At 70.1% G+C, this 13426-nt stretch carries 11 protein-coding genes, 1 tRNA gene and 1 pseudogene; 8 read left to right on the top strand and 5 right to left on the bottom strand.

Going from position 1 to position 13426, the window contains the following annotated elements:
* The first annotated feature begins 17 nt into the window (after nucleotides 1-17).
* Together L0965_RS12850 and L0965_RS16775 are read left to right on the top strand one after the other, a co-directional pair.
* Entirely contained in the window at nucleotides 18-689 is a 672-nt protein-coding gene (locus tag L0965_RS12850; RefSeq protein WP_101306336.1) for an LPXTG cell wall anchor domain-containing protein, read from the top strand.
* Nucleotides 682-2460 (top strand): DUF4012 domain-containing protein, encoded by a 1779-nt coding sequence (locus L0965_RS16775; RefSeq protein WP_101307233.1) that lies wholly within the window; start codon nucleotides 682-684, stop codon nucleotides 2458-2460. Before L0965_RS12850 ends, L0965_RS16775 begins: the two co-directional genes overlap by 8 nt.
* Before the next feature lie 4 nt (nucleotides 2461-2464).
* Here L0965_RS16775 and L0965_RS12840 read toward each other — a convergent pair whose 3' ends face one another.
* Nucleotides 2465-4186, bottom strand: a complete 1722-nt coding sequence (locus tag L0965_RS12840) for a bifunctional 3'-5' exonuclease/DNA polymerase (RefSeq protein WP_101306335.1) — start codon at nucleotides 4184-4186, stop codon at nucleotides 2465-2467.
* Nucleotides 4183-4914, bottom strand: a complete 732-nt coding sequence (locus L0965_RS12835) for a zinc ribbon domain-containing protein (RefSeq protein ID WP_101306334.1) — start codon at nucleotides 4912-4914, stop codon at nucleotides 4183-4185. The genes L0965_RS12840 and L0965_RS12835 overlap by 4 nt, the downstream gene beginning before the upstream one ends.
* 119 nt (nucleotides 4915-5033) lie before the next feature.
* Between L0965_RS12835 and L0965_RS12830 the strand changes: the two genes are divergently transcribed.
* From L0965_RS12830 to L0965_RS12820, 3 genes and pseudogenes are all read left to right on the top strand, one after another.
* The gene (locus tag L0965_RS12830; protein ID WP_101306333.1) at nucleotides 5034-6536 is read left to right on the top strand and encodes an amino acid permease; all 1503 of its coding nucleotides are present in this window, start codon (nucleotides 5034-5036) and stop codon (nucleotides 6534-6536) included.
* A gap of 30 nt (nucleotides 6537-6566) precedes the next feature.
* Nucleotides 6567-6642, top strand: a tRNA-Val gene (locus L0965_RS12825).
* A gap of 118 nt (nucleotides 6643-6760) precedes the next feature.
* Nucleotides 6761-7935, top strand: a pseudogene (locus L0965_RS12820) (IS3 family transposase).
* 146 nt (nucleotides 7936-8081) lie between these two features.
* Here L0965_RS12820 and L0965_RS12815 read toward each other — a convergent pair.
* Together L0965_RS12815 and L0965_RS12810 are read right to left on the bottom strand one after the other, a co-directional pair.
* A complete protein-coding gene (locus L0965_RS12815; protein WP_101307232.1) occupies nucleotides 8082-8795 on the bottom strand; it encodes an SDR family oxidoreductase in 714 nt (237 codons plus the stop codon).
* 91 nt (nucleotides 8796-8886) lie between these two features.
* Nucleotides 8887-9963, bottom strand: a complete 1077-nt coding sequence (locus L0965_RS12810; protein WP_101306332.1) for an alkene reductase — start codon at nucleotides 9961-9963, stop codon at nucleotides 8887-8889.
* Between the two features lie 162 nt (nucleotides 9964-10125).
* Between L0965_RS12810 and L0965_RS12805 the strand changes: the two genes are divergently transcribed.
* Nucleotides 10126-10728 carry a TetR/AcrR family transcriptional regulator gene (locus L0965_RS12805; RefSeq protein WP_101306331.1) on the top strand — a complete coding sequence of 201 codons (603 nt, stop codon included), beginning with the start codon at nucleotides 10126-10128 and terminating at the stop codon, nucleotides 10726-10728.
* A 14-nt stretch (nucleotides 10729-10742) separates the two neighbouring features.
* On the opposite strand, the gene L0965_RS12800 is transcribed toward L0965_RS12805, so the two are convergent.
* Nucleotides 10743-11222, bottom strand: coding sequence for a helix-turn-helix domain-containing protein (locus L0965_RS12800; protein WP_101306330.1), 480 nt, complete (start codon nucleotides 11220-11222; stop codon nucleotides 10743-10745).
* Between the two features lie 491 nt (nucleotides 11223-11713).
* Here L0965_RS12800 and L0965_RS12795 point away from each other — a divergent pair, with 491 nt between their 5' ends.
* A complete protein-coding gene (locus L0965_RS12795; protein WP_101306329.1) occupies nucleotides 11714-12232 on the top strand; it encodes a PaaI family thioesterase in 519 nt (172 codons plus the stop codon).
* A complete protein-coding gene (locus L0965_RS12790; RefSeq protein WP_101306328.1) occupies nucleotides 12232-13425 on the top strand; it encodes an MFS transporter in 1194 nt (397 codons plus the stop codon). The genes L0965_RS12795 and L0965_RS12790 overlap by 1 nt, the downstream gene beginning before the upstream one ends.
* Nucleotide 13426: the final 1 nt, after the last annotated feature.

The raw sequence follows: 13426 nt of genomic DNA, 5'->3' as shown, positions 1-13426 counted from the left end.
CTGGGGGAGGCATCATCATGCGTAAGTACGCGCTGCCCGTTTTTCTTGCCGTCGTTCTGCTGTCGGGGGGTGCGTCGGCCGCGTCGGCTGCCGATACCGGCGACGACTACGGCCCCGACACGCCGTCATCGCCGTCGCTGAGCGGGACGACGGTCTCGCCGTCCTGCGACGCGAACGTGCCGTGGATCGACTACTCGGTGGTCCTGAACGATCCGGACGGCCAGGCCACGAGCCACACGGCGCGCCTGGTGCTGACCGACGGCGAGCAGAGCACCACCATCGCACTCGGAGAGATCGTCGACGGGACGCTGTCCGGACGGGTGCTCTGGCCCGGCGCATCGGTGGACGAGAACGGGCAGGGGAACGGATGGCCCGGGTGGGCCTTCGAGAACGGCCAGTGGGTCGCGTCGCCGGGCAACTTCGCCTGGACGAGGGGCGACATCTCGGCCACCGTCGAGGTGAACCCGTCACTGCGGGTCGCGCTCTCCTACCCGCCGTCGACGCCGGCGTGTCTGACGGACCCCGCCGGTGTGGCGACGTCGGGAGCCGTCGCGGCGGCGGGGATGTCGCTGCCGGCGACGGGCGGCGACGGCGCAGCCGTGCTCCCGCTCACGGGCCTCGCGCTCGCGCTCGTGGTCGGCGGCGGTGCCCTGCTGTACGCCCGGCGCGCGCGCCGCGCCCGTGACTGAGGTCGCGCCGCCCACCACCGCGACCGGATCGCGCCGCCGCAAGCGGCGGCGGGGCGCTCTGGTCGCCGTCGTGGTGGTCGGGCTGCTCCTCGCGGTGGCGGGATGGCTCGGCATCCGCGGGTGGATGGCGAAGAACGAGCTCGAGGAGGTCGTCGCGCTGCAACCGCGCCTGTCGGCGGCCGTCGCCGCGGGCGACCTGGCCGCACTGACCCCCGTCGTCGATGCCGCACGGGAGCATGCGTCGCGCGCGGCCGCCCTGACGTCGGATCCGCTGTGGCGAGCCACTGAGGCGATCCCGGGCGTGGGGGCGAACACCGCTGCCGTGCGGATGCTGGCGGACACCGTCCGCGACGTCGCCGCCGCGACCGGAGACGTCCTCGTCGCGGCGCAGCCCACCGGCGGTGCGGACGGAACGATCGACCTGTCGGGGGTCGCCGCGGTCTCGGCTCGGCTCGACGCTCTCGCGCAGCGCGTGGCCGCCGCCGACAGCGCCCTCACCGCGCTCCCCCGCGACCAGCTCGTCGGTCCGCTGCGGGATGCCGCCGACCGCGCCGGCGTCGCGGTCGCCGCCGGGGCGCCGCTGCTGCGGGAAGCGGCCGCCGCGGCGAACGCGCTCCCGGGGATGCTGGGTGCCGACGGTGCGCGGACGATTCTGGTCATGATCCAGAACACCGCGGAGGTGCGCACCGGCGGCGGCATCACCGGCTCCTTCCTCGCGATACGGGCGGTCGACGGTCGCCTGGAGGTGACCGACCACGTCGACTCCCGCGCCTTCCACTCGCTCGATCATCCGATCGCGGAGCTTCCTCCCGATCTCGTGGCGCTCTACGGTGAGGCTCCCGGGCGGTTCGTCATGAATGCGACGATGACCCCCGACTTCGCCCTCAGCGCACGGCTCGCGTCGGCGTGGTGGCAGTCGCTCGGCCATGCCGCGCCGGACACGGTGGTGGCGGTCGATCCCGCCGTGCTCGCGTCTCTCCTCACGATCACCGGGCCACTGACCCTCTCCGACGGCACCGTCGTCGACCGCGGCGACGTGGTCGAGGACATCCTGGTCCGGCCCTACCTGGAGAAGACGGCCGACGAGCAGACGGCGATGCAGAGCGATCTCACGGATCGGCTGTTCGCGGCGCTCTCGTCGCGTCCCCTCGATCCGCTCCGCTGGATGGACGCCCTCGCGAAGCCGGTCGCGCAGGGGCGCGTGTCGGTGTGGAGCGCCCGGGCGGATGAGGGGTCGGCGCTGGCGCAGGGCCCGCTCGGCGGAGCGCTCGCCCGCCTGCGCGCGGCGGGACCCGACGCCGTGGGCGTCTTCTTCAACGATGCCACGACGGGGAAGATGGACACCTATCTGCACACGCGCATCGCTCCGTCGGTGCAGACGTGCCGGGCCGACGGCGCCGCCGACGTGACGCTCGCCGTGACGCTGCGCAGCAGCGCGACCGGGGCGGCTCGCGACTTCTCCGTGTGGATGACGGGAGCGGCGAACCCGTCCGCCCCCGGCGACATCACGACGGATGTCACGGCGATGCTCCCGGACGGATGGTTCCTGGGCGGCGTGGAGATCGACGGCGAACGTGCTTCCTCCACCGACGTCGACGGCGACGCGTCGGCGGCGACCCTCGCCCGTGTGACACTCGCTCCCGGACAGGAGCGCACATTGACGTTCCACTTCGTCGCCCCACGCGGCGTCGGGCTGCAGCCCGTCGTCGTGCACACCCCGATGATGAACGATGTCGCCGTGGAAGCAACGAGCACGCCCGGGTGCGGGTGACCCCTCAGTCCTTCGCGGCGTCGACGGCGATCCGCAGATCCAGCGGGAAGTCGATCGGGAACGAGCCGAAGAGCAGCCGAGCGGCGTTCGCGGCCGCCTCCCGCACCGCCTCGGCGACGGCCTCCGCGTGCGGGGCGGGGGTGTGCACGATGATCTCGTCGTGAAGGAAGAAGGCGAGGTGCGCGCGTCGGCCGAACACGGGTCCCGATGCCGCCGCGCCGTCTGCGGCGTCCACCTCGGGCAGGGCCGCGAGGCGGCCGCGCAGGTCGGCGAGCCACGCCGCCGCCCATTCGGCGGCGGTGCCCTGCACGACGAAGTTGCGGGTGAAGCGCCCGCGATCGCGGGCGGAGCGGCGGGCGCGTACGCGGTCTGCCTCCGTCGCGTCGGGAAGCGCGGCGGAGGCCTGGATCTCGCGCCAGGAGGAGGACGGAGGCGGGCTGGAGCGACCGAGCCAGGTCGAGACGACTCCTCCCCGCTCCCCCGTCGCTGCGGCGTCGTCGACCAGTCCCATCGCCCGCGGGTAGGCGCGTCGCAGCGCCGGGACCAGGCGGCCGCTGTCTCCCGTCGTCGCTCCGTACATCGCGCCGAGGACCGCGATCTTGGCCTCCTGGCGGGTCTGGACCACCCCGCTCGCGACGATGCCCTCGTAGAGATCGCGCCCGCGCGCCGCCGACGCGAGCGACTCGTCGGACGCCATCGCCGCGAGCACCCGCGGCTCCAGCTGCGCGACATCGGCCACGACGAGGGTCCACCCCGGATCGGCCCGGACGGCGCGGCGCAGCTGGCGCGGGATCTGGAGTGCGCCGCCCCCGGATGACGCCCATCTGCCCGTCACGACCCCTCCGGGCACGTAGACGGGACGGAACCGGCCGTCGGCGGCCCACTCGTCGAGCCAGGCCCAGCCGTTCGCGCTCATCAGGCGCGTGAGCTTCTTGTAGGCGAGGAGGGGCCCGATGGCGGGATGGTCGTACTCGGCCAACTCCCACCGACTCGTGGATTCGGCGCGCACCCCGACACGGTGAAGGCTGCGCAGGAGCTTCGGGTGCGAGTCCAGACTCGCCGCCGGGTCACCGAGCGCCACGCGCACGGCCGTCGCGAGGTCGCGCACGCGGGCGGGGAGCTCGCCGGGCGCGGGGCGGGCGCCGAGAACGTCCTCGAGGATCGCCTCGTGCGTCCGCCGGTCCCAGGGCAGACCTGCCGTGTTCATCTCCGTCGCCAGGAGCGCGCCGGCGGACTCGGCGGCGATCAACAGCTGCAGACGAGCGGGGTCTGCGCCGTCGCGGAGCGCGCGCTGCTGGCGCCGGAACTCGGCGAGCGCCTCGTCGGGATCGTCGGGCACGCCCGCACGCGCGGTGCCGTCGAGATCGAACAGCGCGGGTGCGGCGGGTGTCGCGGGCTCGTCCACCGCGACATCCCACGCCGTCGCGGCACGCAGCGCGGCCGCATCCGTGACGAGAGCGCTGTCGCGCAGGATCGCGTGTGCGAGCCGCAGGTCATGGCACCGTGCGAGGACGGCGCCGGCGCGGAGCGCCCGCGGATACCAGCGTGTCGTGTCGGACCAGACCCACCGGGTGAGCGGGTCGTCGTCCCACCACGCGTCGAGCGCGCGGCGCTCGACGTGCTGGACGTCGAGGTCCGCACCGATCGTGGTGACGACCGCCTGCTCGCCCGACGTCGTGACCAGGCGCCAGCGCGGCGTGCTCCGTGCCGCGCTGGTGGCGTTCACAGCCCCGATTCGTCCGTGCGCACGAGGATGCCGCCGCACTCGGGGCACTGGACGACGTCGTCGTCGGCGGCCTGGCGGATCGTCTGCAGATCGGTGCCCGCGAGCACCATGTTGCACCCCTCGCACGTGCGACGGCGGAGCAGTCCGGCGCCGACACCGCGAGCGGACAGGCGCTCGTACAGCGCGAGCAGATCCGCGGGCACACGGGCGGCGATGGCGGCGCGGTCGCGGGTGGCGGCCTCGCTGCGCGCGGTCGCGGCGGCGACGCTCTCCTTCGCGGCGGCGCTCAGTCGCCCGCCCTCCTCGTTCACGGCGGCGATGGCCGCCTCCTGCGCCGCGACGGCGGCTTCGGTGCCCTCGAGCCGCTCCATCAGCTCGAGCTCGGCATCCTCGAGGTCGCTCTTGCGCTTCGCGAGCGACGCCAGCTCGTGCTCGAGTCCCTGCGCCTCCTTGGCGTTGGCCGAGGCCGCGAGGCGTTCCCGGTCGCGGGCGACACGGGCCTCGACGAGCGCGACATCCGACTCCAGACGCGCCAGTTCGGCGTTCACGTCGTCGCGGGCCCCGAGCAGCGTCGTCAGTTCGGCGGACTGGGCCTGGCGCTGCGCGAGCAGCTCCTGCACACGGCCGGCCTGCTCCGGGTTGCGGCGGGCATGCTCAGCGTGCTGGATCGCGGCGTCGAGCGTCGCGAGTTCGAGCAGGAGCTGCTGGTCGGCGGGTCGTGACTTCACCGTCCCAACCTACCGCTCCCGACGCAGGGGCGTTCCGGTCGGCACGGACGTCGCACTAGCATGTTCACCCTGACCGCAGTGCTGCGCACCGTGCTCTGCGGATCCTCAGAGGAGGCGCCATGAGCGTGATGCGCACGAAGTCCATCGAGCGATCGATCGCCGACACGGAGGAACCGGAGTTCCGGCTGCGAAAGTCGCTCTCCGCGCTCGACCTGACCGTCTTCGGGGTCGGCGTGGTGATCGGCGCCGGCATCTTCACCCTGACCGGCCGCGCCGCCCACGAGGTCGCCGGACCCGCGGTGGTCGTCAGCTTCATCGTGGCGGCGGTCGCCTGCGCTCTCGCGGCGATGTGCTACGCCGAGTTCGCATCGACGGTTCCGGTGTCAGGCTCCGCGTACACGTTCTCGTACGCCTCGCTCGGCGAGCTGTTCGCCTGGATCATCGGATGGGACCTCATCCTCGAGATGTTCCTCGGCGCGAGCGTGGTCGCCCAGGGGTGGAGCGCGTACCTCGGCGTGCTCCTCGGCCAGCTCGGCATCCCCTTGCCGGAGGCCATCGGCTACGGCGGCGTGGTCGATGTCATGGCGATCCTCCTGGTCATCGTCCTCGGCATCCTCATGACGATCGGCATCCGCGAGTCCATGCGTGTCAACCTCGTGCTCGTCGGGGTGAAGCTCTTCATCGTCCTGTTCGTGATCGTCGCCGGGATCATGTTCATCAACCCCGCCAACTACACGCCGTTCGTCCCGGATGCCGCGCCGCGCGAGGCGGCGACGGGTCTCATGCAGCCGCTGCTGCAGTTCCTCTCCGGCTCGGCGCCGATGGCGTTCGGCGTGGGCGGCATCTTCGCGGGCGCGGCCCTCGTCTTCTTCGCCTACATCGGCTTCGACGTCGTCGCCACGACGGCTGAGGAGACGAAGAACCCGCAGCGCGACCTCCCGATCGGCATCATCGCGTCGCTCGTGATCTGCACTGTTCTCTACTGCGCCGTCGCGCTCGTCGTGACCGGCATGGTGCGCTACGACGAGCTCGACCCCGCCGCCGCCCTCGCGAACGCGTTCACGCATCACGGCCAGGCCTGGATGGCCACGGTCATCTCCGCCGGAGCGGTGGCCGGCCTCACCACCGTCGTGCTGACGCTGATGATCGGTGCGACGCGCATCATCTTCGCGATGTCGCGCGACGGTCTGCTCCCCCAGCGGCTCGCCAAGGTGCACCCCACCCGACGGACCCCCTGGGTGATCTCCATCGTGGTCACCGTGATCGTCGCCGTCGTCGCCGGACTGACCCCCATCGGTGTGCTCGAGGAGATGGTGAACATCGGCACGCTGTCGGCCTTCGTGCTGGTGTCGGTCGGTGTGGTCGTGCTGCGGCGCACCCGCCCCGACCTCAAGCGCGGCTTCCGGGTGCCCGGCAACCCGGTGCTACCGCTCCTTTCGGCCCTCATCTGCGTCTACCTGATGCTGAACCTGACGGTGGAGACCTGGCTGCGGTTCCTCATCTGGCTCGTGATCGGGTTCGTGGTCTACTTCGCCTACTCCCGCGGTCATTCCCGACTGGGCAAGGACGACGGCATGTACCTCAATCCCGCCGAGCCGCGTGTCGTCGGGCGCGACGGCTGACCGGGGCGTCCTCATAGACTGAGGGGGTCAGGGCCTTTAGCTCAGCTGGTAGAGCGCCACGTTTACACCGTGGATGTCGTCGGTTCGATCCCGGCAGGGCCCACCACAGATTGGATGTTCAAACCCGCGACGTCCGCGGGCTATACGTCCTCCCCCGCACGCAGCCTGGCCTCTGACTCCCCCGGGCCTGTCTGGAGACATGATTCCTTGGATGGATCTGTCTCATGGGACGTCCCAGCAAGTATCCGCGCGAGCTTGGCGAGTGCGCTGTCCGCATGGTCGCCGAGCTGCGGCCCGACTATCCGAGCGAGTAAGCCTCGATGACCGCGACCGCGCAGTTGCTCGGCATCGGGTCGCCGGAGACCATCCGGACCTGGAGCCTTCGTGGCCAGGTCGGCGCCGGCGAACGCCCCGGTGTCACGACCGAGGCGGCGGAGGAGATCAAGCGGCTCAAACGGGAGAACACCGAGCTGCGGCGCGCGAACGAGTTCTTGAAGGCGGCTTCGGCTTTGTTCGCGACCGAGCTCGACCGGCCACAGAAGCGATAGTCACGTTCATAGAGGACCACAAGGATCGTCGCGATGGGTGGTCTGCGGTGGGGTGTCGAGTCGATCTGCGACGTGCTGACCCAGCACGGCGTGACGATCATGACCAGGTGGCAGACGCAGCGGAAGATTCTCGGCGCCCGCAAGCTCTGGCCGAGGTTGCGTCGCGACGGCCACGACATCGCTCGCTGCACGGTCGAACGCCTCATGCGGGAGCTCGGGAATGCCGGTGTCGTCCGCGGGAAACGCAAACGCCCCGTCGACTCTGCGCTGCGAGAGACCAGACCGGCCGACCTCGTCGACCGGCACTTCTGGCGGTTCCGCACCGACCAGCTCTGGATCGCGGACTTCACCTATGTCTGGACCTGGTCCGGATGGGTGTGCGTCGCGTTCGTGTTCGGCGCGCACACTCACCGCATTCTCGGCTGGCGCGCCGCCGCCTCGATGACCACACCGCTCGGGCTGGACCGCCTCGACATGGCGCTCTGGACCCGCCGACGCGAAGGCGTCATCGGATTCGCGGGGCTCACTCACCACACCGACGCCGGGTCGGTCTACACGTCAATCGCCTTCACCGACCGGCTGATCAACGAGCGTATCGACGCGTCGGTCGGGTCCGTCGGCGACGCGTATGCCAAATCGCTCGGAGAGTCGCAGATCGGGCTCTACAAGTCCGAGCTCATTCACCACGAGGGACCGTGGCGAGACGTCGACCAGGTCGAAGCGGCGACGGCGTCCTGGGCGCTGTGGTTCACCACCGAACGCGCACCCACGGCTCGATCGACGACCTCACCCCGCTCGAGGTCGAGCAGCTCGACTTCGCTCGCATCGAACCGGTCGAAAGAGCCGGCTGACACGAGCAATTCGCTCTCCGGACACGCCGGGGCGAGTCGGTGTCCGAGATCGTCATCCTTGACTCCTTGTGTGTGCCGCGCTCGAGCGACGGCGGGATGCGAGACGGGTCGGCCGCCGTGCTGTGCGTGGCGGCCGACCCGAGGGGCTACTTGCCGGTGGCGAGCTGCGGGTAGACGGCCTCGAGGGAGGCGGACAAACCAGCCTTGGCCTGGACGGAGATATCGTCGGCGAGGACTTCGTAGCCGCCGGCTTCAAGCGTGTCGAACACCTGGGTGACGAGGTCGGCGGGGTCGAGCTTCGGGTCGGTGGCGTGGGCGGCCATCGCGGTGTCGACGTAGCCGACGTGCACGCCGACGACCTGCACGCCCGCGGGCTGCAGCTCCAGCCGCAGCGAGTTCGTCGCAGACCACAGGGCGGCCTTGGTGGCGGAGTAGATGCCGGCGACGGCGTACCAGGACAGGGCGGAGTGGATGTCGATGATCGCGGTGTTGCCGCTCTTGGCGGACAGGACCGGTGCGAAGGCGCGGGCGAGGAAGAGCGGGCCGAGGAAGTTGGTCTCCACGTTCTGGCGGATCTCCTCATCGGTGTGGGTGAGGATGCCCGGGCTGGAAACCGAGGTGCCGGCGTTGTTGATCAGCACCGTCACATCCGGGGCCTGCTCCACGACGGCCTGGATGGAGGCCAGGTCGGTGACGTCGAGCGTGAGTGGCACGATCCGCTCGTCGTCCCACTCACGAGGGGTGCGGGCGGTGGCGTACACCTTCGCAGCTCCCCGAGCGAGGGCATCGTGGACGAAGTGGCTGCCGATGCCACCGTTTGCGCCGGTGACGAGGACGACGGCGCCGTTGAGGGAAGTCATGGAATGAAGCTCCTTGATGTGGGTGTCCGGATGGTCGAAAAGGGTGACCGGGGCGGGCATCGGGTCCGCCTGCCCCCGGCCACGTCGGGGGTCAGGCGCGCGTGAGTGTCGGGTAGTCGGTGTACCCGTTTGCGCCGCCGGTGTAGAGGGTGGCCGGGTCGAGGTCGTTGAGGGGTGCGTCGATGCGCAGGCGCTCGACGATGTCGGGGTTCGCGAGCGCGAAACGGCCGAGCGGGGCGATGTCGGCCAGGCCTTTGTCGATGTCCGCGGCGATGCCGTCGCGATCGCGGCCGTAACGGACCACAAGCACCGCAGTCGGCCACACCTCACGGAATGAGGCGAGCAGCTCGTCGTCGCCGAGGTGGTGCACGTGCAGGTAGACCAGGTTCAGCTTCGCGAGCTCGCCGACGAGGTAGTTGTACTGGGCGCGCACGGTCTCGGCGTCGCCCTCGTCGAGCCCGCCGAGGGGGAACGCCGGGGAGATGCGGATGCCGGTGCGGTCCGCGCCGATCTCCTCGGCCACGGCCTTCGCGACCTCGATGACGAACCGGGCACGGCTCTCGACCGACCCGCCGTACTCGTCGGTGCGCTGGTTGGCGTTGGGGGCGAGGAACTGGTGCAGCAGATACCCATTGGCGGCGTGGATCTCCACCCCGTCCGCACCGGCAGCGATCGCGGAGGCTGCGGCGTGGCGGAACTCGCCGATCACGTCCTGGATCTCCGCCACAGACAGCTCGCGCGGCACGGGCGTCTTCTTCGGGCCCTCGGCGGTGAACATGTCCTGCTCGGCCGAGATCGCCGATGGCGCGACCGGCTGACGGTGGTGCGGGGTGTTGTCGGGGTGGGAGACGCGTCCCACGTGCATGAGCTGGATGAACAGGTGCCCGCCCTTCTCGTGCACGGCCTCGGCGACCTTCGCCCACCCCGCCACCTGCTCGGGGGTGTGGGTGCCGGGGGTGTTCAGATACCCCTGTCCATCCATAGACGGCTGGGTTCCCTCGGTGATCAGGAGCCCCAGCGAGGCGCGCTGCGCGTAGCTCTCTGCCGCGAGCTCACCGGGGGTGCCGTCGGGGTTGGCGCGGTTGCGGGTCATCGGGGCGAGCGCGAGCCGGTGCGGGAGCTCGATGCGGCCGAGAGTGAACGGCTGCCAGAGAGACGAAGACGTCATGACGGGTGAGGGTCCTTTCGATGGGCGTCACCTGATCTCCGGTGTGCGACGGTCGCCGCGCACCGGCGTGGGAGGATGGGCCAGAGCGCATCCGAGTCAACACGATAGTGACTAAACTCAGAACTGAGGTAAGTCAGAATCTATTCCCCGGGGAGGAACACGATGTCAGTGGCGACACCGCCGCTCGGGCGACGCGAGCGGCAGAAGCAGGACAAGCTCGCGCGGATCACCGCGGCCGCCAGCGACCTGTTCGCAAAGCACGGGGTGGACGAGGTCACCACGCAGCAGATCGCGGACGCTGCAGACATCGGCACGGGCACGCTGTTCCTGTACGCGAAGACCAAGGGGGAGCTGCTTCTCCTGGTCCAGAACGCGCACTACGCCGACGCGCTGAAGCGTGGTCGTGCCGCGGCTGCGGAGGAGTTGGCGGCGGTGGACGCGGTCCTCGCCCTTCTGGGGCCGGTGGTGGAGTGCAACCGGGGCCAGGTCGACAATGGCCGCACCTACCTGAGGGAGATGGTCTTCGGCGACCCGAGCGAACCTCACCACGCGGCGGCGCTGGACATCGTCGCGCAGACCGAGCACGCCGTCGCCAGCATCCTCACCGAGAAGGCGGGCGTTCCCACCCCTCAGGCGGAGGCGCTGGCGCGAGTTGTTTCCGCCATCCAGTTCCTCGTGCTGGGAGCCAGCGTGAACACGGCCTCGCCCATCCCGCAGCTCCTCGCGGACATCCGTACCCAAGTGGCGGCGATCCTCCCGCGTTGACGCGGTTCCGAGTCTCACGGCACGTCGTCGATGGCGCCTGAGCGCACGAACGCCACCTCTGCGTTCGAGACGCTCCTTTCGTCTGCGGTGAGCAGACCGGCGTGCACGCGCTCGCCTTCGCTCACGGTGACGGCCCGCACGCGTGAGCCGTGCGTCAGGGGGATGTGCGCTTCGCCCCACTGCTGCATGGCGACCATGACGACCTTCAGATCCTCACCCGCAGCGGTGAGTTGGTAGGCCTCACGAACGCGCTGGCCCGGCTTCCGGTACGGCGTTTTCTCGAATACTCCGTGCTCGACAAGCGTTGCGAGCCGCGCACTGAGCACATCGCTGGCGATGCCGAGCCGGTCGCGGAACTGTGCGAACGTCCCCGCACCGAGGAGCGCCTCTCGCACGATGAGGAAGCTCCAGGAGTCACCGAGAACGCCCACGCTGCGGACGATGCCGCACGGGCTGTTCAGTGCATGGACGAGTGTTGGTGATCGGCGGGGCATCGGAGCCTCCTCATTGGCCTGGCAGTGCTGCTGCCGCTCGGAGCAGCTGGGATGCGTGGATCTCCTCGTATGAGCGGACTTTGTTGGCTGCCTGTCGCAGACTTGCGGGTCCACTCGGCATCGCGGGGAACAGTGCGGCGAGGCTGACGAGGTCGAACTCGCCGCGTTCGAACGGATCGTCCGGCCTAGCCCTCGCCGGTGCACCTAGCCGCGGGATGTGCACCTGAAACACCAGTGTCCGTCCCGCCTTGCGCCACACAAGACGCCGTGTGACCACCTGAGTTGTTTCAACAAACTTAGCATCGGTAGGGTCGGTGCGACGAGGACTTCACGTCGCATCCCGTCATGGCAGATCGGGGCACAGGCATGCGCTACACCACGTTCGAACGCCGGACACGGGTGCGGGTCTCGGAGTTCGCGTTGGAGGCGCGGACCCGGAGCGGAGACGGGGTGAGGGCAATGTTGAAGACGTTCGGTGAGGTGAGGTAGCTATGACCAGGGACGACGAGGATTCCGAGCGGTCGCGCACGATCCGCTACCAGATCCCGGGCAGGGACAAGCGGACGCTGTTCGCCCGATCCGGTATCGAGCAGCTTCGGGCCGTGGCCGCGGGCGAGGTGCCCGCCCCGCCGATCAGCAGTCACATCGGGCTCGAGATCGTCACCGTGGAGGAGGGTGACGTGGTGATGACGGCGGTGCCGGACGAGTCCCACTACAACCCGATCGGGTCGGTGCACGGCGGGTTCTTCGCCACCGTCCTCGACTCCGCGTGCGGGTGCGCTGTGCACTCCACCCTCCCGGCCGGCGTCGGATACACCAGCCTCGAGATCAAGGTGTCGTTCCTGCGCCCGATCACCGCGGACACCGGCCCCGTCACCGCGCACGGGTGGGTCACCCGCAAGGGCCGAAGTGCGGTGTTCGCGGAGGCCGACATCCGTGACAGCCAGGGACGCGTCCTCGCGACCGCGTCCAGCACGTGTCTCGTTGTCCGCCCGGACCCTGCCTCGTGATGCGTCTAGGACGGCGTGGCGCGTTCTGGGCTGCCGCGTCGGTCCTGGCCCTCGCGCTGTGGTCCTCGGGGGCGCCGAGCGTGCTCTACCCGATCTACGCCGCGAAGTGGGATCTCACCCCGGTTGTCGTGACGACGGTGTTCGCGACGTATCAGCTGGCGCTGATCGTGGTGCTCCCGCTGTTCGGGAACCTGTCCGATCTGTTCGGCCGCAGGTGGGTCATGATCGCGGGCGTCGCGCTCATCGGCATCTCCGGGGTGGTGTTCGCTTTCGCGCCGCATGTCGTCTTCCTCTATATCGGCCGCGTCCTGCAAGGGGCCGGGGCGGGTCTCGCAATGGGAGCTGCCACCGCATCCTTGATCGAGAACAACACCACGCGCAGCCCCCGCTTCGCGAGCACCACCGCCACGGTCGCCACCGCGACCGGCCTCACCGTGGCGCTGCTTCTCAGCGGAGTGTTCGCCGAGTACCGGCCTCTCCCGCTGTTGTGGAGCTACCTCGTCCTCTTCGCCCTCGCCGCGGCCTCTACTGCGGCGCTGCTGGCCACACCCGACGACCGACCGCAGGCAAAGGCCCGGTGGCGACCACAGGCTCCCTTCGTCCCCCCGGGGATCCGGATCGGGTTCGTCATCGCCACGCTCTCGGTCAGTCTCGCCTACTGTGTCGGGGCGATCTTCCTCTCTCTCGGCGCGCACATGATCGACCAGTTCACGCACACCGACAACACCGCTCTCGTCGGCACCCTGCTCGCCGCCTCAGCGGCGTTCATCGGGATCACCGGACTCTTCCTCGCCCGATTCCACACCCATTCCCTCATCTGGGCAGGCACGGCACTGACGCTGGTCAGCCTCGCCCTGATGGCGGCCGCCAGCGCGCTCCAATCGCTCGCACTGTTCCTGGCATGGTGCGTCGTCGGCGGCATCGCCTACGCCCTGGCATTCACCGGGGGGCTCGGCCTCATCAACCGACTCGCACCCCCACACCACCGCGGCTCGACCCTGTCCTTCCTTTACCTCATCGCCTACGCCCTGCAAGCCGCGACCGCGATCGGCGTCGGCGCGGTCGCCACCGCCATCTCCCTGCGCGCCGCCGTCGGAGCCGCCGCGATCGCGGTCACGGTGCTCGCCATCGCCGTCGGCGTCCTGCTGATCGCCGAGGTCCGGAAAGGCAATCGACCGCACACGCCTCAGTGAC

Origin of the sequence: Microbacterium sp. NFH-22A-Y (genome assembly GCF_021401375.1) — a bacterium.
GTDB classification, from domain to species: Bacteria; Actinomycetota; Actinomycetes; order Actinomycetales; family Microbacteriaceae; genus Microbacterium; species Microbacterium hominis.
Note: the sequence above shows the minus strand (reverse complement) of the source record. Positions and strands in the feature narration are given on the sequence as shown.